This window comes from Prevotella sp. ICM33, from assembly GCF_000517825.1.
Classification (GTDB): Bacteria; Bacteroidota; Bacteroidia; order Bacteroidales; family Bacteroidaceae; genus Prevotella; species Prevotella melaninogenica.
This window is the reverse complement of the sequence record NZ_JACD01000011.1, coordinates 1-23,617: the sequence shown is the minus strand read 5'-3', so window position 1 is coordinate 23,617 and position 23,617 is coordinate 1. Positions and strand designations below refer to the sequence as shown.

Below are 23,617 nucleotides of genomic sequence, written 5' to 3'. Positions count from 1 at the left end.
TATAATAAACAGTTAGTTCGCTATTTATAAATACTCCAGCCCATCCCAAGAATAAAGCCGTGTATCCCATGTAATCAAAGGAACTATCTCTTACAGAGAAGCATGGTAGAAAGCAGCTAATTATAAATGTAATTAGACCTATAAAGGTTATAATTCTCATGTTCATTTATATCCCTTTCTATTTAATTTGTTATAAGTCAATCTGTAAAGTATGTTTTGAAAGAACTAACTTACTTATAAGTTATTCGTGCGCTATCTACATAATATACATCAGGAAAAGGTTCCTTTAGCAAAAATCGTACTACGATATGATTGATAACCGAGTCCCCGTAAATCTGATATAGGCTATCTGATTCATGAGATGTTGGGATTTTTATCTTACCTCCTTTACATTCTATTCTAAATCCACTACTGGACCACCTCCCTCCAGAACCCGTTGGAATATAATACAATACTGGAAGTTGTTTGGTCATATAACCTTTCAAACTTCTGCTTTTCAAATCGCATATAATGTAAAAGATTAACCAAACTACAAAAAACGCACAGCCTACAACATAAGAGTAGTAATGCATTTTTTTCTTTATCCTAAGTATTATATAAGAAAACAGAAAAATCAAAATGTTTAATGATATCATATAGAAATACGTATCTATAATGACATTCGATCCCATATAGAGTAGTATCCACAGCCCCGCTAAGGCCAAGAAATCCCAAGTTGCTTCTTCCTTTAATATTTTCTTTAGATTCATTGTCTCATCGAATATTTATAACTAAAACTTCTCCAAGGAAAAGAATGCAGTTTTTGTCTGCCTTGGAGAGTTCTAAGAGGGAATTAACAGAAATGTCCTAATATACATAATCTACATTCTCCTCCGCTCCTTCGGAAACTCCTTATCAACAATCCGCTTGATGATATAGTTGCGGATGAGCAGAGGAATACCGAAAATAAAAATCACTGGAATGAAAACTGGTACAAGAAGATGCAAATAGAGGTTTGCACGCCTTGACCTGAACGTTTCGCCTTCAAGATTATTACCTATAGGTATGGCCATAATCTCATTTCCGAAGAAGTAAAGCCATAGAGAGATGAGGATGATGATAGAACCTATCACATAAACATTGAGCACTGCCTTCTTGACAATCCTTGGCCGCTCCTTCTCGGGTACGCGCTGCAAAGAACGTACTGACTTGGCTATATTGTTTGCACGATTATACTTGTCGCCCAAAAATTTCTTTAGCATCTTATTCATAAGTTTCTCTTTTAGCCTTAACTGCCTTGAAGTATAAAATAATAAGGGGTCCTTGGATGATTGACATCGTCTCTTTCAAATAGTTGCAGTCCCTCAAAGAAGACATTGTCATCATTGACCAGCTTTTCACAGACATGATTATGAATCTTATAAATGAGTTCAGATACTGTGAAGTAGCTGCCATTGTCTGCTTGCAGGAACACTTTTTCTTCCCTTGAATCTTCCAGTTCATCATCCCAATGTTCGTACTGCACCAGAATACGACTGCCAATCAACTTCAGTTCATCCGTCCAGACACCAGGGGTGTATTCGCCAGTGATTTCTTCATTATACGCTTGCAATTCGTCTGCAAACGCAGCCAACGAATAATATCTCTGTTGCCTGAAGCTCCACGCAATGCCGCATAGCAATTCTTTTGGGAATCCTGTACGCTGGTCTGTTTCTATAGGTTTTATTTGCTGGACTTCTTCTGGCAAGGCATCTGTAAAGAGACGGCCCGTATCCTTGCCGTATTTCAATGCCAAGTCATAATATGACATACTGGCATCCTCGCCAATCATATCGTAGATGGTCTTACGAAGCTCTGGCAACAGGTGGAGATCGTGATAGTTTATCCTGTCGCTATAGGCCTTATATCCTTGCAGCAACAAAGCACTGGAGTAGTCTATGCTACCCGACTTCGAGCCTCTGATTTTATATTCTTCTTCCTGCTGGCGGGATAATTCCGTCCGAAATTTGAGCTCTCCACGTACAAGGTAGACCCCATCGTCATAGTTCAGAAAGAACTCTGGAAAGTCTAAGGTGTGGAAATCAACTGCCTCATAGGCATAATGTGTCCAGTCAAATCCCTGTCTGTTCCGTCGTTTGAAGCTGCTCTTATAGATGAAGCTGCCAGGAATGATAAATTCCCGACTATGTAATTCAGGTGTATCGGATATTTCTTTATACACAGCGACCAGATAACAGTCTGAGAAGAAGTCAAGAGCGCTATCCTTTCCAACCTGTTTCGTTAGCCGGCTAATATCCACAAGAATCTTGCCAAAAAAGTATTTCTTGTAATAATCATTATAGATATAAAAGATATCACCTTCTTTTATCTCTTTCTCAGCATGGGTTATGCCCCTGTTTAGCTTGATTGCCATAATTCTTCTTTGTTACTTCATTACGTGTATTTTGCAATTTCATAACACCACCATATTTATAAATATAATATTATTCTATATATGCAAGACGGCGGATAAAGTCAAAGTCCGACTCTTCGTATTGGCAGATATAGTCCTTGTTTCCTTGTATGCCGAATTTAGCTCCAACTGCACCTTAGCTTCTACGCATAGTTTCTTAACCACATTCCCAATGGTTGTGTCATTCCACGAGAAGCAGCTGTGTGCCGTTTCCATTCTGTAGGTAGCAGAATAACCTGAAACGATGATACATCCAAAATCACTGTCCCCATGCTGCAGATGCACATTCGTAACAATGTTAGAAAAGATTAACCACAAATATTTTAAGAGAAACGATAAGACCAGCTTCTCTCCCGTAAGTATTTTATAAGAATGCAACCTACTTCCTACTTTCAGGTGAAGTTGCTTGGCTTGTAGGATGGTAAGGAAACTTAATCCCTCGTTGTTCAAGTTTTCGTTTTACTTCCTGTGCCATCTTCCCGTTCTCAGAATCAAGGTCAAACCCTTCATCATAATAATCCTGCACTGCAGAGGCAACATTAAAATCAGGATCTATATCACTCATAGGATTTGCTCCTAAATTTAATAAGAAGAGAACCATATCCCAATTATAGATAGAAGCCTGACTTCCAATGATAGAGGCTCCAGATATACAATAGTTTATGTCTGCACCATGTTCTACTAGATATTTAATTTTTTCTTTACTTTGAAAATTGTCATGACATGAAGCTTCTAATGGCGTGATACCGATAGTATCATTTACATTCGCACCATATTCTATAAGAAGTTTCATGTATTTAATTTCATAGTATGGATCTCCTGAGGTTTCAAGGCAGACACCTAATTCTTTTTCTTCACTATAACCTTCCTTTTGGTATCCAGGTTTACTATAGAAATTATTGACAATATTAGGATTAGCACCATTCTCTAATAATAATTTCATAATATCATACTCTTTCCTCATCAATGCAAAGTACAAATAAGTCATACCACCCCCACTCAGCTTGTTAATATCCACACCTTCTTGTATTAGTAATCGTACAGAATCAAGATTATTGTTATAAATAGCTGAAGCCATCTCCAACTCTTTTCCCTTCGAAAAATAATCTGTTGGAAGAGGAGTACTCGTTTTCTTTTCTTTAACCATAAAACTGCAACTTGTTAAAAACATTGATATAAAAACTAAAATAATAAGCTTCACCATAATGAAAGATTACGTATGTAATGTTAATAGGTTTTTATCTTCTTTATGTACTTCTGATAGCCTCTCTAATTCTTCAATAAGTAAAGGAAGACTATGTCCATCTAACAAATATTTCGATGGATCTTGAATATTAACTAAAGTCTCCCACCCTAATAAATAGATAGGAAAATAACAGTTTGTCGAATTTTCTTTGTAAATTAGTAATCGCTAAAGAACTGATTTTAAAGACAAGACAACAAAACTATTATGGAAGCAAAAATAAAGAAAATAAGTGAGTTATCCAAACTTTTGAGTGTTAAAACTCGAATGAGTGATGATTTATTTCATCTTTTTGGCAAGTTTGGCAACGGTCACCTGTTATCTCGCCTTTCATTGGAGAAACAGGACGGAGTTTCGACTTCGCAAGCAACTTGTTAACTTGTCCACTCGTTGACTCGTCCACTTACCATGTTACTCTGTCTTTTATTCACCCTATCTACAAGCAACTTGTTCACTGGTTTACTCGTCTACTCGTTCACTTGTCCACTTGCCTACTCGTCAACAAAAAAACTTCACAACCTTGCATTTTCAATAAATTTTGCTATATTTGCAAATTATTTAATACATATGTATCACATGTTTGTTGAGATTATAGATATTTTATACTATGAGTTTAAGCTGTAGTCATTGTGTATGGAAGGCTCAAAAAGAGTTTTGTTTGTCCTTTTATATGATAGAGAAAGTGTTTCACAATCGGATTTAATAAGATCAGACTAAATATAACAAAGTTTATGAGTAAAAAGTTACTTATGTGTTTTGCCATGCTGTTTATGTGCGTAAGCGCAGCATTGGCACAAACTAAAATTTCGGGTACCGTAGTGGCTGCCGACGATAACGAACCCGTTATCGGTGCTACCATTATGGTCGTAGGCACCAAGTCAGGTGCAGTAACCGATGTTGATGGTAAGTTTTCGCTTACCACTGACGTTGCTAATCCTCAGATCACTGTGGGCTACATCGGTATGACATCACAGACGCTGAAGGGTACTACCGACATGAAGGTGGTGCTAAAGTCAAGCACTCAGACACTGAACGAGGTTGTTGTGACGGGTCTTACCCGCACCGACCGCCGTCTCTTTACGGGTGCTACGGACAAGGTTGATGCAGAGAAGGCACGCCTGAGTGGTGTGGCAGATATCAGCCGTTCGCTTGAAGGTCAGGCAGCGGGTGTGTCTGTTCAGAACGTCAGCGGAACCTTCGGTACGTCACCAAAGATTCGTATCCGTGGTGCTACCTCTATCTATGGTAGCAGTAAGCCACTTTGGGTTGTCGATGGTGTCATCATGGAAGATGCAGCCAATGTCGGTGCAGACGACTTAGCATCGGGTAATCCAGAGACCCTTATCTCTTCTGCGATAGCAGGTCTTAATGCCGATGATATTGAGAGTTTCCAGATTTTGAAGGACGGTTCGGCAACTTCTATCTATGGTGCGCGTGCGATGGCAGGTGTGATTGTCGTTACTACGAAGAAAGGTAAGCAAGGACAGGCACACATCAGTTATACCGGTGAGTTCACCTCTCGCCTCGTTCCCTCTTATAGCAACTTCGATATCCTCGACTCAAAGGAGCAGATGGGTATCTACAGAGAATTGGCAGACAAAGGTTGGTTGAACTTCTCAGAAGTACTCAATGGTAGCGAGTATGGTGTATATGGAAAGATGTACGAGTTGATTAACAAGTACAATGCTAACACTGGTCAGTTTGCTTTGGAGAACACCACAGAGGCACGCAACCGCTATCTACAGCGTGCAGAGTTCCGCAATACCAACTGGTTTAAGGAGTTGTTCTCATCAAATATTATGCAGAGCCACTCTATCAGCTTGAGCGGTGGTACACAGAAATCAAACTACTATGCATCGTTTAGTGCATTGTTAGACCCGGGATGGTATAAGCAGAGCAACGTAAACCGTTATACGCTCAATGTGAATCTCACACAGCACTTGTCAGACAAGCTGTCGTTGAACCTCATTGGTGGTGCCGCTTATCGTAAGCAGCGTGCGCCAGGAACCTTGGGACAAGACGTCGACGTTGTAGGTGGTGAGGTGAAGCGTGACTTCGATATCAACCCTTATTCCTACGCAAGCAACACCTCACGTGTACTTGACCCATCAGCAACCTACGTAGCGAATTATGCACCATTCAACATCTTCAACGAGTTGAATAACAACTATATCGACCTCAACACCCTCGATGCTCGTTTCCAATTGGAATTGAAGTATAAGCCTGTCAAGGGTTTGGAGTTGTCACTCTTGGGTGCATTCAAATATATGGCTTCAACACAGGAGCATTTTGTGAAGGATAATTCAAATCAGGCATTAGCTTATCGTGCGATGTCAAACGGAATTATCCGCGATGCCAACAAGTATCTTTATAAGGACCCTAATAACCCTTACGTGTTGCCAATGACCGTGTTGCCATACGGTGGTTTGTATCATAAGGGCGATAACCGCATGAGCGATTATGACATTCGTGCAACGGCAAACTATAGTCACACCTTTGCCGAGAAGCATATCATGAACCTCTTTGGTGGTATGGAGTTGACGAGTATTGAACGTCAACGCAATGCCTTCGAGGGTGCTGGTCTGCGTTATGATGCAGGTATGGTACCATTCTATATCTATCAGTATTTCAAGCGTGCATTGGAGTCGGGCAATACCTATTATACTATTAACCCAACCAACTCACGCAGTGTAGCCTTCTATGGTAACACTACATACAGCTATCAGGGCCGTTACGTCTTCAATGGTACACTTCGTTATGAGGGATCAAACCAGATGGGTCGTAACTCAAGCGCACGCTGGATGCCTACATGGAACGTGTCTGGTGCATGGAACGTACATGAGGAGAACTGGTTTAATAAGCTCTCTCCATTGAACAAACTCACCCTGCGTGCCTCTTACAGTCTTACGGGTACACCTCCAGATGCGTCTTATAGCAACTCAACCGCTATCATCACCGCTTCAACTCCTTTCCGTCTCTTTGCAGAAGATCAGGAACCACAGCTTGAACTGAGCGAGTTGGCAAACTCAACCCTTACCTATGAGAAGAAGAACGAGTTGAACCTTGGCTTCGATGCTTCACTGTGGAACAACCGTTTGGGTATCACCTTCGACTACTACACACGTAGAAACTTCGACGAGATTGGTCCGATGGTAACAGCTGGTTTGGGTGGTGAGATTATCCGTGCTGCTAACGTTGCCGAGATGAATTCTAATGGTCTTGAGCTGAGTATCTCTTCTGTAAATATCAAGAAGAAGAACTTCTCTTGGACAACCAGCTTCATCTACTCTTATGCAACAACCGAGATTACAAAGCTCTTCAATCAAGGTAACGTGATGAGTCTTGTGAGTGGCAATGGTTTTGCGAAGAAGGGTTATCCTGCTCGTGCACTGTTCTCAATCCCATTTATGGGCTTGAATAGCGATGGTATGCCAATGGTGCTCAATGAGAAAGGTCAGGTGACAACCGACGATATCAACTTCCAAGAGCGTACAAAGACCGACTTCTTGAAGTATGAAGGTCCTACCGACCCACCACATACAGGTTCGCTTGGCAATATGTTTACCTATCATGGTTTCCGTCTGAACGTGTTCTTCACTTATGCCTTCGGTAATGTCGTACGCCTTGATCCTAAGTTCCGTGCACGTTACAACGACCTCGTTTCCATGACCAATGCGTTCAAGAACCGTTGGATGGCACCAGGTGAGGAGAAAGAAACCGACGTTCCGGGTATCCTTTCAAAGAGCCAGTATATGGCAAACACCAATGTTCGCTTGGGTTACAACGCTTACAACTACAGCGATGCACGTATTGCAAAGGGCGACTTCATCCGCCTCAAAGAGATTTCTTTAGGCTATGACTTCCCTGCGCAGATGTTCCAGAGTAGCATGATCAAGAACGTATCGTTGAAGCTTCAAGCTACCAACCTCTTCCTGCTCTATGCTGACAAGCGACTCAATGGTCAGGACCCAGAGTTCTATAATGTGGGTGGTGTAGCATCGCCTATGCCAAAACAATTTACGTTAACAGTGAAACTTGGACTTTAAAACTTTATGAAGATGAAGGTCAAAAAATATATTCTATACTTGCCAGTGGCTGCGTTAGCGTTAGCACTTACGTCGTGTAACGACTTCCTTGACAAGTATCCAGATAGCCGTATGGACCTCAAGAATCCTACGGAAGTGAGCCAGTTGTTGGTGAGTGCTTATCCACAAGCGCATCCAGCCTACCTCACTGAGATGTATTCGGACAATACTGACGAGCAGTTGCATAGTACTTGGAGTGCGTTCGACCGTTTCCAAGAGCAGGCTTATCAGTGGAAAGATATTGACGATGTGAGCAATACCGAGACCCCTTATCAGCTCTGGTCAGCGCATTATGCAGCTATCTCAGCTTGTAATGAGGCAATTGAATACATTGAGCGTACTGTCAAGGATGCGCAGTCAGAGGAAGACTATCGTGCACAGTTGGGCGAAGCCTTGCTCTGTAGAGCGTTCTCAATGTTCCAGTTGTCAACCGTCTTCTGTCAGGCTTACGACAAGACTACTGCTGCCAATCAGTTAGGTTTGCCTTATCCAACAGAGCCAGAGAAGGTTGTTGGTCGATTGATAGAGCGTGGTACATTAGCTGAACTTTATCAGAAGATTGAGGCAGACATGCTGAAGGGTATTTCTCTTGTCGGTACAAAGTATGCAAAGCCTAAGTTCCACTTCACCAAGCAGGCAGCTTACGCTTTCGCAACTCGCTTCTATCTCTATGCACAGCAGTATGACAAGGCTGTGAAGTATGCTGATATGGTATTGGGCGATCAGCCTGCCGACATCCTTCGCAACTGGGCTGAATGGAACCGCTTGGGTCCAAGTGGTAACGTACAGCCAAACGCCTTTGTAAACGCAAGCAACACTGCCAACATCATGTTGTTGCCAGTTCCTTCACAGTGGGGTGTTATCAGTATTCCTATTCAGGCTGGTAGCAAGTATGCGCATGGCGAATTGATTAGCAAGAACGAAACCTTGCAGGCTCCGGGTCCATGGGGTGACAGCGGCTCAAGTTTGAACTATACCGTTCTGTATAATAATGGTGTGTCAAAGTATTGCTTGCGCAAGCTTCCATACGTACCAAAGGTGATTGACGCAACAGCAGAGATTGGAGTACCTTACGGAGAGTATGCAGTATTCAGCACAGACATCACCTTGCTTGAGCGTGCTGAGGCTTATGCCCTCTTAGGTCAGTATGACAAGGCATTGAAGGACATCAACACCGAGTTGACAGTCTTCTCAAAGAATAGAAAGCAACTCACACTTGCAGACATTCAAGACTTCTATGGTTCAATGGCTTATTACACACCAACAAAGCCAACACCAAAGAAGAAACTCAATCCATTGTTCACTGTTGAGGCTACCACACAGGAACCTCTCTTGCAGTGTCTCTTACAGTTGAAGCGATTAGTTACCATCCACGAGGGTTTCCGTCTGCAGGATGTTAAGCGTTATGGTATCACAATGTATCGTAGAAAGGTTGATGTGCAGTCAAACGTTACTGCCGTAACCGACTCTATGAAGGTTGGCGACCCACGCTTGGCTATTCAGTTGCCACAGGACGTCATCACAGCGGGTGTGAAACCTAATCCACGTAATAATTAAAACGATAGGTTATGAAAAAGTATTTATATTTGGTTGCAATCGCTCTTGTCAGCTGTGGCGCAGTCTTGTCTTCATGTAGTGATGACAAGATAAGCGGTGACTCTATCTTCTCAACGAAGGCTGTGGAGCGTAATGCTTTCGACCAGTGGTTGTATAAGAACTACACCATGCCTTATAATATAGACTTCCAGTATCGTCTGAAGACAGAGGAGACCGAGCAGGCTTACAACTTCGTTCCTGCCGACTCTGCAAAGACAGTGAAGTTAGCGATCCTCACAAAGTATATGTGGTTTGATGCTTATGCAGAGACCGTCGGACTTGACTTCATCAAGGAGAATGCCCCACGTATCATCTTAGTGACAGGTACTCCGGGTTACACACGTTATCGCACAGAGGTAATCGGTAGTGCTGAGGGTGGCTATAAGGTGAGATTAGGTAAGGTAAATGCCCTTACCGATGACCAGCTGAAGGACTATGGTAGTATGAATAACTACTATTTCCACACGATGCACCATGAGTTCATGCACATTCTTAATCAGAAGAAGCCTTACGATGAGTCGTATGATAATATCTCACGCTCTGACTACGTAAGTGGTAACTGGACTTCTATCCCTGACAAGAAGGCGCAGAGCATGGGTTTCGTTTCGGCTTACTCTATGGAGAATCCTGCTGAGGATATTGCCGAACTTTACTCTATCTACGTGACCAGTACGCCAGAGGATTGGGCTACAATTATGAAGAATGCGGGTAACAAGGGCGGTACGATTATCAACAAAAAGCTGAAGATAATTCGCGAGTACATGAGCAATTCATGGAATGTTGACATCAAACTGCTGCGCAATGCAATCCTCAGAAGAGGTGGAAAGATTGGTACACTCGACCTGAACACACTGGAATAAGAGAACGGGTAGTGTACATATTATCAATAAATAAATAAACAAGGGCTTCTGACTTAGCCTGAAACTCCCCATGCAAGGGTGTGAGAGAGCATGAAAGACTAAGTTCAGAACCTGACAAAAGTAAATGAATACGCAAATGAAAAAGGTATATTTACTATTCATGGCTATCGTACTGACACTTTCTTTGCAATCGTGTCTACATGACGATAAGACCACTTTCGACCTCCCTGCGGCTGAACGAATTGAGAAGAAGGTTGCTGATTATAAGGCGCTTTTAGAGTCGTCAGAGGATGGTTGGGTAATGCAGTATTATACAGGAAAGAACTATAGCTACGGTGGTTACACGCTGTTGCTGAAGTTCAAGAACGGCCATGTTACCGCTATGGGTGATGTGAAGGACGTTGAGGCACAGGCTACTTCGGGCTATGATGTAGTGAAAGACTTGGGTCCTACCTTGTCATTCAATGAGTATAACGCAGTGATTCACCCATTAGCTGAGACTTGGCTGGGTAGTCCTGATGGTGCGCAGGGCGACTATGAGTTCTCTATCCTCCGTGCAACCAACGATAGTATCTTCCTTAAAGGACGTAAGTGGCATAACGAGATGGTGCTTACTCGTCTGCCAAAGGGTACCAGTTGGGAGGAGTATATGCTCGGTCTTGTTACCGTAATGGAGGGTATGAATGTCGAGACCTACGACTTTGTCTTGGGCAATGACACCCTCGCACAGGGAACACTCACGCAGGAGGTAAGACGTCTTAGCGTTACCTTGGGCGATAAGAAGTGGGAGATGCCTTATTGTACTACCAATACGGGTATTACACTCCGTGAGCCTATCGTCATTGGTAACAAGAAATATCAGCACTTCACATGGAATGATGCCGACCACTCGCTGACGCAAGACGACCTTAAAATCATTCAGTTCTTGCCTAAGAGTCATAAGAATATCGATTTCTGGATTGGTGAATGGCAACTCAAGACGAACCTGCGTAAGCGTATCAAGCTTACCTTGGAGATGGGTTCTGTGGTAAACACGCTGAAGGGTAAGTTGAATATTAATAATATCAACTATGAGATTCTCTTGACTTACGACCCTGCTACGGGCCATCTTGAGCTTCCTGGACAGCCAGTGACCGACCCTACTTATAAGTATCCAGCAGGTATCGTAATGATTCCAGCATCGCAGAAGGAAGGTAAACTCTTCGGTGAAGGTAAGGGTAGCTTGTTCTTCACATGGGATGAAGATATGCAGCGTGCTAAGGCTGAAGACAGTGGTCAGATTACAGGACATGCCGTAGACTCCTTCTTTGGTGTGGCTTATGGCGAAGACCTCCAGCCTGTCACCGATGCTCAAGGCAACTACGTATTTGCCTTCACATTGCCAAATATCCAGTACATGACGAAAATTAATTAATTATGAAGAAGTATATTTCTATATTCCTACTCGTTGCAGCTGCCGTTCTTGGGACGGCATGCAGCAACGATAATAACGAACTGCCTGAGTATGCTGCGGGATTGAAGGTCGTAAAGGCGCAGACTGCGTTCAACGTGATTGGTGGTGAGAATGAGGTGAAGATGGCTTCTGAACCTGCTCAAGCTTATGCGCAGGATGCGTGGCTGACGGTTACGAAGAAGGCTGAAACACTCTTGTTGACGGCTACAACCAATACCAGTCCACAGACGCGTAACACGCTCTTGGTTATCAAAGACGCAAAGGGCGACTCTATCACACTGAACGTTCAACAAGAGGGTATCACCTTCGGACTCCCTGCTGGGCAGGATATCTTCACTGACGATAAGGCGGTGCAGAAGACAATGATTGCTACGGCTAACGTTCCTGTCACCTATACAACGACTGGCGACTGGCTTTCTGTTGCTGAACAAGGTAGTGAACTGACCGTAAAGGCAACGGAGAACACTACGGGTAAGGCTCGTGTGGGATGGGTTATCGCTAAGGCTGCTGGCTTAGTTGACTCGCTGAAGGTGGTGCAGGCTTCATTGGCTGACTTCGTTGGCGAATATAAGCAGGCGGCAAAGATGCGTAATGCTGACCGTACTTTGTCTGAGAGAACCTCTGACGTGCGTATCGAGGCGACGGGTACCAATAAGGCGAACTTCATTGTTGATAACAAATACACGTGGGCAGTAGACTTCATTCCTGGTAGTGGCTTCAAGATGACCAACGGTAAGGTCGTTGCAAAGAATGAGGTGCAGACAGGTGTTTACGAATACTTTATCTCTGTCATCGTGGCTGACGACTTTAGTAAGGAGCATGAGACGGCTATCAATGGTACGCAGGAAAGCATCCTCCTGTCTATCGACGACGCTGGCAACCTTGTCTTCAAGGAGGCTCAGAAACTTGCCTCTGAGCAAACCTTCTCCTCTTACGGCTGGAACCGTTTCTCCGATTCTAAACCAGTCATGGGTGCCTACCGTGGAATCGGTGAGGTCTATGTGCAGCCAAAACTTACGCGGAAGTAGGGGTTGTTCAAGTTGACGAGTTAACGAGTTGCTTGTGAAGGAGACAGAGTAACATGGTTAACAAGTAGACAGGTTAACAAGTAGCTTGTCAACTCGTCTACTTGTCAACTCGTCCACTTCAAAGTAACATACGAACATATTTTTAGATGACGAGTGAATGAGTTCCTAACTTGTTCACTCGTTTTCTTTTGCTATCATCTATTATCCTTTTTCACAAGCATCTTGTCCACTCTTCAACTTGTTTAACTCGTCCACTTTCCCTCTTAATAATCTTCAAATTCTTTCCAATGTTTGCAAAATTGGAAAGAATTGGAAAGGTTGATAACTTTACACATAATTCATAATCCATAATTATGATTATCGATGTAGTGACGGTTCAAAGCTCAAGGGTTAAACACAATGGTAGGTATATAAGAAGCAATAGTCAGCGAGACACCCAATTGCCAACAGAGTCTTAGGACATAATGTGTAGGGACTTGCGAATGCTCATCCCCACACACCTGCCATTCATATACTACTTATGGGTAAGACATCAATTACATCAAATACTACAAAGTATAAACTACCAGCTACAATTCCCGCAAAAAGATAGTTTCCGTTGATTCTTGTTACGATCTTCCACAATAAGAATGCCTTTCACTTTATAGCATTCATTATCACCTTTGCTTTGTGTATGGTTGATTGTCACTTTTAAAGTAAACCTTTTATTCTTGTACCAAAATACGTCTTTCTGATTTGATACAAGAGTAAACTCTTCTAAATGACGATTAATCATCATGTAGGCTGTAGTTGCAAGGTCATTCACCATTATGTAGCTTTTATTTCGCATTTTGTTTGGATACTTATAAAAGACACAACATCCACCATCTATCTCTGATGGTATAGAGTCGAAGCTCCCTATTTCAATGCTGACATTCGATTTTACCTCTGCAAAAGATGTGAGAGAATATAGTATTGAAAAACAAGTAATTATAGATATCTTCAAAGTATTCATTTCTATTTGTTTTATAATTTCACTTAGGCGTAGTTATCTCTTTTTGTTTGCAAATATATAAAATAGTTTCTATATACGGTATTTTAAGCATATAATATTTTACTAACCCAAGTTTAATACCCACTTTCGTCTAAATCTAACTATCACCGTACTTTCCTCGTTCTTCTTATGGACTCTGTGCCTTACAATTTTTATTCTTCTTGAATGGTGAGTGTTTTAGGTTCAACTTATCTACAAATTTTATTCTTCTTGAATGGTGAGTGTTTTAAGTTCAACTCATCGTAAATCTGCTTGGGTTTCTTCTCATTTTTTATGTAGCTTATCTGGTAGAACTATCCCGAAAATTTATGAAAAATAATTTTGCCTGTTAAACTTGGGTTAACTGCGAATTACGCGAATGACACGAATTATTTAGCAATAAGTTTAGCGTAATTAGTGAAATTCGTAGTTCTAATCAAAAAGTTGACTGCGAATTACGCGAATGGCACGAATTATTTAGCAATAAGTTTAGCGTAATTAGTGAAATTCGTAGTTGGTATTACTATGCAATAATGAAAAAAAAACCGCTATTAGACTCTGAAAAATCATTACATATCCTTGCTCATTCCCCTTTCAAAGTTACGAGAAAAGCCACTAAAAAAGTTACTCTGCAACTGACAGAGAATCAATAGGTTACAAAATCGCAAACTAAAAGGTGCTTAGTTAGATTTCAAAAGGGCGTTAGTAAGGGTCTTAAAGAGCATCTTTTGCAAGCTAAAAGGGCGTTAATTCGAACGCTATTTGTGCCCTCCTGCATGATAGTGAACAAGTGGACAAGTTAGACGAGTAAACAAGTTGCTTGTTAACTCCTCTACTCTTCAACTTACTATGTTACTTTGTCTTTGAAACAAGCAACTTGTCTACTCGTCTACTCGTTCACTTGTCCACTTACCTTGTTACTCTGTCTTTCTTCACAAGCAACTCGTTTACTTGTCTAACTTGTTCACTCGTCTACTCATCAACTTGCCTCACACGCAGAGAATAGGAAGCATATTCTCCGCAAGTTTGCGGAGAATAATCGTTTTTTTCTCCGCAAAGACTTGGCATTATAGCAAAAAAGTTGTAAGTTTGTTGCATTAAAACAGAGGTCTATGAAGCATCAATATATATGGCAGAATGCTGATTTGCGTAAGATGACATGGCAAGACAACGCCCTTAGTTCACTTATCTCCGATGTTAGTCTTCGGCGTGGAAACTTACTCGGTAGACTTTCTATGTTTGGATTTAAAGAGCAGGGAGAGTCTATGCTGGACTCGCTAACGGAAGAGATTATTCATTCATCTGAGATAGAAGGAGAAAGGCTTAATAGAGATAGTGTGCGTTCGTCTGTCGCTCGACAGTTAGGACTCGCACATGATGGTTTGCCCAAAACTGACCATTATATCGAGGGTGTCGTACAAGTGATGCTCGATGCTACCCAGCATTTCCAAGAGTCACTTACCAAAGAGAGACTCTTTGGCTGGCATTCTGCCCTATTCCCAACAGGATATAGTGGAATGTATAAGATTACCGTGGGCGATTGGCGAAAAGGTAAAGAGGCGATGCAGGTAGTGTCGGGAGCTATGGGGCGACAGAAAGTGCATTATGAAGCGCCACTAAGTAGTGATGTGCCACAGCTGATGAGACAGCTATTGGCATGGATTGACGACACAACACTTGGCATTGATCCATTAATAAAAGCGGCAGTAGCCCACCTCTGGTTTGTCACGATTCACCCTTTCGACGATGGTAACGGACGACTCTGCCGTACGGTAACTGAGATGTTACTATCAAGGGCTGACAATACCTCACAAAGATATTACAGCCTTTCGTCTGAGATTCTCAATCATCGAAAAGACTACTATACACAATTAGAGAAGGCACAACACGGCGGATTAGACATCACAGAATGGATTGTATGGTTCCTTGAAACACTCCGTAAGGCTTTAGATACTGCACTTGAAAAGACGGAAGGCATCATCAGAAAGGTGCGCTTTTGGGATGAACATAAGGACCTTCAACTAAACGACCGACAAAGAAAGGTGCTCAACATGCTCCTCGATGGTTTTGAAGGGAAACTGACTTCCTCTAAGTGGTACAAGATAAATCACTGTTCGCAAGATACCGCAACTCGTGACCTCAACGACCTTGTCAAAAAGAATATATTGAAGAAAAGTAGTGAGGGAGGACGTAGCACAGCCTATGAAATGCTGATATAAGACAGAAAAGAAAAAAGAAGAAGAACAACAACGACAAGCAGCCCCTCCCCCTTGCCCCTCCCCCAAGGGGAGGGGAGTAGAATGCGAGATACCCCTATGAATATGAAGTGGACGAGTGAACGATGAAATGGATTTAAAGGACTTAAGACAACTTATACTTTAATTCTTGTGTTCGTTATAGTTTTGTCAAAAGCAGTAAACTTCATAATTAATCCCTCCTTTTGTAAGGTTCCTATTATTTTGCTTGTTGGAGAATTAATAGTTGATGATGTCAATGCTTTTATAATAGTAAAGGTCTTCTTATCTGATTCTTTATTTACTATGATCATTCCCCCTGGCAAAGTATTTGTTTTTACAAGAAACATGCGATTTTTGCTACGCACATTGATTATATGGAAGCCATCCTCGGTTTCTTCTATCATGTATTTACCTGAACAGAAGGGCTTGCTCAATATAGAAAACTGATGCTTAGTAATGAGCTCATTCTCTTCTGATTGGAATGACTCTATTGATTTACATGAATCTGTGGTTGATGAAGAGTTTATGGGTATGGGGATATCTTGAATAAGAATCATATCCTCATTCCCTTCGCTCATATCTACTTCAACATAATCATGTATACTTTGTGTTTTCCTTAAAGTACTCCTTTGAACATTGATATTTTTTTCTTCTCCGTAAAAGTATGATTCCCAATCTCGGTCTTCATCAGGTAGTCCAAATTGAGAGTACATACCGACATTGTCCAATATGATACATTGTTTGTTTCCATTCTTACGCAAACCTCTTCCAACCTGTTGTATATACTTAACTAAAGACTTTGTTGGTCTTGCCAATTGTATGAACTCTATGTCTGGACAATCAAAACCTTCCGAAAATATGTCTACGTTAACAATGATATCAATGTCACCATTCTTAAAAGCTTGGATTATATTATAACGGTGTTGTGGTGGAGTTTTACTATCTATTTTTTCGATTTTTACACTGTGGCTTCTGTATTGCTCACAAATATGTTCGCTATGTGAGCGGGAGATACTATAGATTATACCTTTTTTACCAAATGCGATTTTTGAATAGCTATCATACAGTTGGGCACGAATCTTAGAAGTATCTATAACATCTATAAGTGCTTTTGTCTTATAGTCTCCATCAATATCAAACTCTCTAATGGTATTAATTGATTCAATAACTTTAGAATTTATAGGGATAGAGTAGTACTGATATGATGCAAGCCATCCTTTTTTTATAAAATCCTTGATAGGCATAGAAGGGATATATGCATCAAATAGACTTGAGAAACCGCAGTTGTTCATTCTCCATGGAGAAGCCGTTACACCGAGTTTCTTTGCGTTGGGACAGAAGTGCCAAAGTTTCTTATATGAGTGTGCAATGGCGTGGTGTGCCTCATCAATGATTATAAAATTAAAGCTTAAATCATTAATAAGACTCCTGTTAGAAGCGTGTGTTATTGTTTGTATGGATGCAACCTGTATAGGTTTTGTCGGGTCACGCATCTCTTTCATAGTTCCGGCTAATACGCCATGGTCGATTCTGTATTTTGATAGACTATTAGAGCATTGTTCTATAAGTTCGCTCCTATGAGCTATTATGAGTATACGGAAAAAGATATTATGACGAAGTCCCCATACATTGATGTCTCGAATGATGGACGTAAATAAGCGAGTTTTACCTGTACCAGTAGGCATCTGGTACAAAATGTTGTTAGCAATATTCCATCGGCTAAAGATTTCTTCTTTAGCTTTTAGCTGGTAATCACGTAATGTGATGTCTTGCTGATAAAACTCCTTATAATCCATGTTATACCTCGTCTGCAGGGGCAAGTGATTGCAAAATAATATTCATCTCATTAACCTCAGCTCGGGTTAGAGCACGCCCTTTAGTTGTAGTCCAAGACTTACTAAAAGAAATAAGGTCGTTTAACCATTTTATCTTATCTGACTTTGTCCTAAAAGAGTCTGTTACTTTAATGGAGAACTCCTGTTCAAATGTCTTAAAACTCTCATCATTCTCTTTTTGGGTATGCCATTTATTATCTATGATTTCCTTGAGATCTTGCATGTTCAAATACTCAGTCCATTCTTGATCTTCGTCTTCACTATCATCCATTCGCATAAGACATCTTCCTTTTATGGATTTTATCTGATTTTCCCATGTACTTCCATATAAATCTTCCAATTTCAACAATACTTTATTTTTTATCTGTTTTTCTATAGCTTTGCCATATGATTTACCTTGCTCTTGAAGGTCTTTGTCCTGCGTTTCAATCCATTCTGTCAAACCTTCAGGATTATAAGAGGATATCTTTTGGCGAATTGCATTTTGATATTTTCTGAGCCAGAAAGTGTCTGCTCCTGCTCCCTTTATGAGTAGAATCTGGCTCTTGTCATCCGCTGGTATATTGCATATATAGTCTATTAAGGCATCAAAATAGGGAGCCATCTTCTCTTTTTGCTCCTTCGTGCCTGAATCTTGGGCAAGAGCATGTTGATGAATGAGGTGTTCATTAAATGAAGATATAAGGGATATAAACGCATACGTACCGCGGTTACATTCTATAAACTGCTCATACTCTTCAGAATGCTCTTCATTCATTTTATAGTAGACATAGGCATAGCACTCCTTAATGAGATTTGATATGCATTTTTGAGAATCTTTCATAGCTTTATTATGCTCTATGCACTTTGTGTTATAGAGACAAACATCGGTATGTTTGGTAAACTCTTTTGATGTTGCTTTGGGAAGTAGAGATGATTGTGATAATGCAGTGTCAAAGGGCTTGAAAGTAAGCTTAGCAGTATCCTCACCAATAGAAATTTTTCTTGTTAAAACACTATTATTTCCTGTAGCTAATTGTTTGATAATAGATGAACGTAAGGCTTTGAGTCTGGAGTCAAGACGTGGAGATTCCCAGTTTAAGTCCTCATTTAAGTCAAGGCGTAAGCCTGGGCTTACAGCTTTCTGGTGCTCATTAATATCCATAAAAATTTTCAACTGATCATCAGATGGTAAGCCATTAAAAGCTACTACGGGTATTGTATTTGTGTCCTTATACTTTGAGCCTGCATACCCATAAACGCGATGCTGTCCGTCTATAATATATGCAATACAATATGCATTTGGAATAGTAAGGTATCCCAATTTTGTTTTTGTGTTATCACTTCCTCCGGCAGCTTGTTCAAACTGTACTCTGTTCTTCTTATTTGAATTGTCGAAATTAACGATAACTGTGTTTGGGAAATATCCTCCTTTATCTATAAACTCACCAATTCCTTTGAGTCTTGAAGGAACGAGTAGTCGTTGATACGTAGGCATTGAGATCTGAGTGTTTACTTTTGTTCGATGTAGTACGAATCCAATTTTGAGCAATTTAGCAGGCTCTATAGATAGCATGTAGTATTCGTGTCCTCCCATACTACCTCGAAGTGCAGGGATGCGAATTTTCTCATTGTTTATTCTTTCATGCTGAAACATGAGTCCATAGAACTGATATATTACAGTGGATTTGTAAGACTTGATCAAACTGTTCACATAGTCATATGTGTTATCTGTAAACTGAAATATCTTATTATCAATCAAGCGTCTTTCATCGTAGCAATCTTTAGGATATGTATAGTTTCTTGTAGCGAAGATAAACTTCACCTTTTTCTCTTGCCCATAGATTTCTTTTAAAACACGCATTACTCCTTCTTTGTAAAGGCATATTTCTCCTATTTCCTTTTTGAAAGAAGCTTGTTTTATGTTTTCAGTAGCTTTGCATTCTACAACGAAAATGGCTTCTTCACCAACTGCTACGACATCAATTTGATGTCTTTCTTCTGAATTTTTACCCCATGGAATGACCAAATTTTCGTCATAATTCAGAATTCGGAAGCCGAGGTTATAGAACATACACCAGATATCATCTTCAAAACAGATGTCTATAGGTTTAAGTTTTTGAATCTTTGCTTTGTGTTTAGAAGTAGAAACCTCTTCCCAACCTTCACTAAGATAGCCTTCTAATTCATTCAAAGAAATACTTCTTGTTTCATAAGGAGTTTTCTTTGCCTTGAACTTCTTTGTAAGAACAGAGGGATCATCTGTCATGTGTTCTTTTATACTCTGGATTTGAGTTGGTGTTAATAGTGCCATATTTATATACTTATTTATTGTCCGTTGTTATAGTTCTTTATAAGTAACTCTATTTCTTTTTTTCTTTTGCCTACATGAGCATTTATGTATCTGTGAGCTTCTATATGAGTTATATGATATCCCTGATAGAGCTTTGTAAAATAAGATTCTCCATGACTATCCATAGAGTTTGAGTTACTCTGCATTATTTTACATCCTCTATCTGTCATTATATCACAGAATTCTTTTAATCTTTCCTGCTCTTTGTCATCAAATATGTTATGAGAATACTCTTTAAAGTAAGCTGTTCCCGATAGTGGGCGATACGGTGGATCTATATAAATGTAATTATAGTTTTGTCCCAAGTGTTTCATAATGTTACTATAGTCCCCAGTATAGATTTCAACCTTTTTAAGCAGTTTATGGTCAGCCAATATAAGCTTCTCATCACATATTGTAGGATTCTTGTATTTACCAAATGGAACGTTAAACTTTCCACTGGTATTAACTCTATATAAACCATTAAAGCAGGTCTTATTTAGGAATATAAAAAATGCAGCTTTTTCTTTATCTATTATTTCCTTGTTATTGTAATCATCACGTACCTTATAATAATAGCGTGACTTCTCATCCATATTTGGTAACTGCAAATATTCTTTTTCTATCAGCTTCAGTTGTTTAATAAGAGTTTGAGGATTGTTCTTTATGAGTTTGTAGCAGAAAATCAAATCTTTGTTTACATCGTTGATAACAACTCTGTGTATATTAGTAAAATGCGTAAGCATATAAAATAACATTGCACCGCCACCAACAAAAGGCTCAATATATGTAATACTATCTTGCTTACAGAAGTCATCAGGTAAATGAGTCGAAAGGAGTTTCACAAGTGAACCTTTCCCTCCAGCCCATTTTACAAATGGTTTTGCAACTTTTATTGTTTGCGGCTCATCTTTTATTGCCATAATTCTTTAGAATTAGTGTTGAAGAAATTTGGTTTAATCATCACTTTTCAGGTCATAGTGATTTTTATCAACTTCAAGGCTTCTGTTCTTTTTGAAACTTTCCTATTGGCAGCTGACTTATATTTGTAGATCATTTCTTTACCGTAGTAGGTGATAATTCAAGTTGATCCAATAGATCTTTAGTTATTCTTTTCCATCGAAAAGAACTCCTTATTATATATGATTTCCCATTGTCTTTATGTTTCACATCATAATAAGTTTTACAAAGGTATTAAATAATATAGGAAATCCATAACATTAAGAACTTTTCTGAAAAAAATCAGTGTTTTATTAGTATTTTCTCCATTTTATGATTTATAAGTGTAATTTGTATTGTGTTATTTTCGTATGTTTTTATTTGCCCTTTCTATGAAGAACGTATCACTTTATAGGATTTAGAACCATGAAAGCATATTATCAAGAAGCGAAAGGAGAAATGTTGTTTGTGGATACGAAAGATTGAACTATCTGATTAAATCCGAAACGGTTATTAGGACCTAAACGTATTTTGTTTTAGTATCGAGCAGATTGCTTGTCTTCTGTGCGCAGATGTAGCCGATTATGTAATGTTATAAAGACAGACAAGGTGGTGGTAGGAAAACAAAAGATGGTAGGAAACAATACAATAGTAAGGATTATGAGTATTATGGACTAATGACTGCTTGCCTTTAAACGCACTTTTCTATACTTAAATAACGTTCGATTCGTAAGTCCAAAAACTGCTTTGAGGCTTTGAAAATCCATTACATATTTCGGTTTAATCCCTTTCAAAATTACGAAAAAAGCCACCTAAAAAGCGTCTCAGCAACTATCAGTAAATCAGTCTGTTATAAAACGGCAAAGTGAAAGGTGCCTAATTGGACAGCAAAAGGGCGTTAGTAAGACCTCAAAAGGGCGTCTTTTGCAAGCTAAAAGGACGTTAATTCGAACGCTATTAACGCCCTCCTGATTTTCAGTCTGTGAATTATCTTTACGAAAGTTGACGAGTTGACAAGTTAGACAAGTGAACGAGTAGACAAGTTGCTTGTGAAGGAGACAGAGTAACATGGTTAACAAGTAGATAGGTTAACAAGCAACTTGTCAACTCGTCAACTTGTCAACTCGTCCACTTCAAAGTGAGACAAAGTAACATAAGAACAAGTTTTCCTTTATAGCAAGCCACTCGTCCACTTGTTACTCGAAAGAACTTTGTTCTCTTGTTACTTTGTCTTCCATTATCCTGTCTACAATCAACTTGTTTACTTGTCTACCTGTCTACTTGTTTACTTGTCTACTTGTCTAACTTGTCAACTCGTCCACTTGCAACAAAAAACCGTGCCAAGGTCGGCAAAGACCTTGGCACGGTATGTGACTAACGCTGTGGAATTATTATTGCGTCGATTTAGTAGTTTGACTCCTCAACCTGGAAGAAACTCTGTGGGTGGTTACATACAGGGCAAACAGCTGGAGCCTTCTTGCCGATAACGATGTGACCACAGTTGCGGCACTGCCAGATGCAGTCGCCATCACGAGAGAATACTACGCTATCCTCGATGTTCTTCAAGAGCTTGCGGTAACGCTCCTCGTGGTGCTTCTCAACCGCACCAACGCCGCGGAACTTAACAGCCAACTCTGGGAAGCCTTCTTCCATAGCATCCTTTGCCATCTGCTCGTACATATCAGTCCACTCGTAGTTCTCACCAGCTGCTGCGTCAGCGAGGTTTACGGTTGTTGTAGGGATATCACCACCGTGGAGGAACTTGAACCAAATCTTAGCATGCTCCTTCTCGTTGCGTGCTGTCTCCTCGAAGAAACCTGCAATCTGCTCATAGCCGTCCTTCTTAGCCTTTGAAGCATAGTAGAGATACTTAGTGTGTGCCTGGCTCTCACCTGCGAAAGCGTTCTTAAGGTTCTGCTCAGTCTTAGTACCCTTCAAAGCCTCTGGGTTGAACTCCTTGAACTTCGCAGCCTTAGCGTGACATACTGGGCACTCTGCTGGAGCCTCTGTTCCCTCGTGGATGTAACCACAAACGGTGCAAATAAATTTCTTTTTCATAATGTTCTTGTATTTGTATAATGTTCTTGTATTATAATAATGATATGCGTACGAATTACGAATACTATCGCTTTTATACCCACTGACAGTCAGTTGGATATCTATTGTGTTCTTGCTCTGTAATTATTACAATCTTTCTGGGTGCAAAGGTATTAATTATTTCCGAATCTGTCAACTTTAATCGCTCTTTTTTTATACCAAACGACCTATTTAGACAACGAATAATTAATGAATGAATAGTACTAACAGGGCGCATAAAAGACTAAAAACCTCTGTGTTTCAAGTTCCAAATAGGATGTTTCAAACCCCAAGTTCCAATCATAAAGTTAACTACGAATTATGCGAATGCCACGAATCATTATACTTTGAACTTTGAGGTTTGAACTTTGAACTTTATGATATGTACCTTTAATGACTACTAATTACGCGAATGCCACGAATTATTATACTTTGAACTTTGAGGTTTGAACTTTAAACTTTATGATATGTACCTTTAATGACTACTAATTACGCGAATGACACGAATTAT

General features: G+C 40.2%; 14 protein-coding genes and 2 pseudogenes. 7 read left to right on the top strand and 9 right to left on the bottom strand.

What is annotated here, in order from left to right:
• Positions 1-860: 860 nt before the first annotated feature.
• The 4 genes and pseudogenes from HMPREF1505_RS02845 to HMPREF1505_RS02835 form a co-directional block, all read right to left on the bottom strand.
• Complete coding sequence (locus HMPREF1505_RS02845) at positions 861-1,250, bottom strand: hypothetical protein (protein WP_036922225.1); 390 nt, start codon at positions 1,248-1,250, stop codon at positions 861-863.
• 17 nt (positions 1,251-1,267) lie between these two features.
• On the bottom strand, positions 1,268-2,392 hold the full coding sequence (locus HMPREF1505_RS02840) for a hypothetical protein (RefSeq protein WP_036922222.1): 1,125 nt from the start codon (positions 2,390-2,392) through the stop codon (positions 1,268-1,270).
• A 79-nt stretch (positions 2,393-2,471) separates the two neighbouring features.
• Positions 2,472-2,794, bottom strand: a pseudogene (locus HMPREF1505_RS13395) (contractile injection system protein, VgrG/Pvc8 family); the annotation flags it as partial.
• Positions 2,795-2,810: 16 nt separating this feature from the next.
• The gene (locus tag HMPREF1505_RS02835) at positions 2,811-3,578 is read right to left on the bottom strand and encodes an ankyrin repeat domain-containing protein (RefSeq protein ID WP_081722915.1); all 768 of its coding nucleotides are present in this window, start codon (positions 3,576-3,578) and stop codon (positions 2,811-2,813) included.
• Positions 3,579-3,881: 303 nt separating this feature from the next.
• On the opposite strand from HMPREF1505_RS02835, the pseudogene HMPREF1505_RS13075 reads away from it, so the two are divergent.
• From HMPREF1505_RS13075 to HMPREF1505_RS02810, 6 genes and pseudogenes are all read left to right on the top strand, one after another.
• Positions 3,882-4,040 (top strand): annotated as a pseudogene (locus tag HMPREF1505_RS13075) (IS4 family transposase); the annotation flags it as partial.
• A gap of 365 nt (positions 4,041-4,405) precedes the next feature.
• The gene (locus HMPREF1505_RS02830) at positions 4,406-7,720 is read left to right on the top strand and encodes a SusC/RagA family TonB-linked outer membrane protein (RefSeq protein ID WP_051412299.1); all 3,315 of its coding nucleotides are present in this window, start codon (positions 4,406-4,408) and stop codon (positions 7,718-7,720) included.
• A gap of 12 nt (positions 7,721-7,732) precedes the next feature.
• Positions 7,733-9,316: a RagB/SusD family nutrient uptake outer membrane protein gene (locus HMPREF1505_RS02825; protein WP_036922265.1), complete on the top strand. Its 1,584-nt coding sequence runs from the start codon at positions 7,733-7,735 to the stop codon at positions 9,314-9,316.
• Between the two features lie 11 nt (positions 9,317-9,327).
• Positions 9,328-10,215 carry a putative zinc-binding metallopeptidase gene (locus HMPREF1505_RS02820; protein ID WP_036922216.1) on the top strand — a complete coding sequence of 296 codons (888 nt, stop codon included), beginning with the start codon at positions 9,328-9,330 and terminating at the stop codon, positions 10,213-10,215.
• A 136-nt stretch (positions 10,216-10,351) separates the two neighbouring features.
• Positions 10,352-11,629 carry a DUF4302 domain-containing protein gene (locus HMPREF1505_RS02815; RefSeq protein ID WP_036922262.1) on the top strand — a complete coding sequence of 426 codons (1,278 nt, stop codon included), beginning with the start codon at positions 10,352-10,354 and terminating at the stop codon, positions 11,627-11,629.
• Between the two features lie 2 nt (positions 11,630-11,631).
• The gene (locus HMPREF1505_RS02810; protein WP_036922214.1) at positions 11,632-12,696 is read left to right on the top strand and encodes a BACON domain-containing protein; all 1,065 of its coding nucleotides are present in this window, start codon (positions 11,632-11,634) and stop codon (positions 12,694-12,696) included.
• Positions 12,697-13,258: 562 nt separating this feature from the next.
• Here HMPREF1505_RS02810 and HMPREF1505_RS02805 read toward each other — a convergent pair.
• Positions 13,259-13,690, bottom strand: a complete 432-nt coding sequence (locus HMPREF1505_RS02805) for a hypothetical protein (RefSeq protein WP_051412298.1) — start codon at positions 13,688-13,690, stop codon at positions 13,259-13,261.
• 1,130 nt (positions 13,691-14,820) lie between these two features.
• Here HMPREF1505_RS02805 and HMPREF1505_RS02800 point away from each other — a divergent pair.
• Complete coding sequence (locus HMPREF1505_RS02800) at positions 14,821-15,927, top strand: Fic family protein (protein ID WP_036922211.1); 1,107 nt, start codon at positions 14,821-14,823, stop codon at positions 15,925-15,927.
• A 152-nt stretch (positions 15,928-16,079) separates the two neighbouring features.
• On the opposite strand, the gene HMPREF1505_RS02795 is transcribed toward HMPREF1505_RS02800, so the two are convergent.
• The 4 genes from HMPREF1505_RS02795 to rbr form a co-directional block, all read right to left on the bottom strand.
• Positions 16,080-17,741 (bottom strand): DEAD/DEAH box helicase, encoded by a 1,662-nt coding sequence (locus tag HMPREF1505_RS02795; protein WP_036922208.1) that lies wholly within the window; start codon positions 17,739-17,741, stop codon positions 16,080-16,082.
• A 1-nt stretch (position 17,742) separates the two neighbouring features.
• On the bottom strand, positions 17,743-20,073 hold the full coding sequence (locus tag HMPREF1505_RS02790; protein ID WP_036922205.1) for a DGQHR domain-containing protein: 2,331 nt from the start codon (positions 20,071-20,073) through the stop codon (positions 17,743-17,745).
• A gap of 14 nt (positions 20,074-20,087) precedes the next feature.
• Positions 20,088-21,014 (bottom strand): Dam family site-specific DNA-(adenine-N6)-methyltransferase, encoded by a 927-nt coding sequence (locus HMPREF1505_RS02785; RefSeq protein ID WP_036922202.1) that lies wholly within the window; start codon positions 21,012-21,014, stop codon positions 20,088-20,090.
• A 1,420-nt stretch (positions 21,015-22,434) separates the two neighbouring features.
• Positions 22,435-23,088, bottom strand: a complete 654-nt coding sequence (gene rbr, locus HMPREF1505_RS02780) for a rubrerythrin (protein WP_036922198.1) — start codon at positions 23,086-23,088, stop codon at positions 22,435-22,437.
• Positions 23,089-23,617 lie beyond the last annotated feature (529 nt).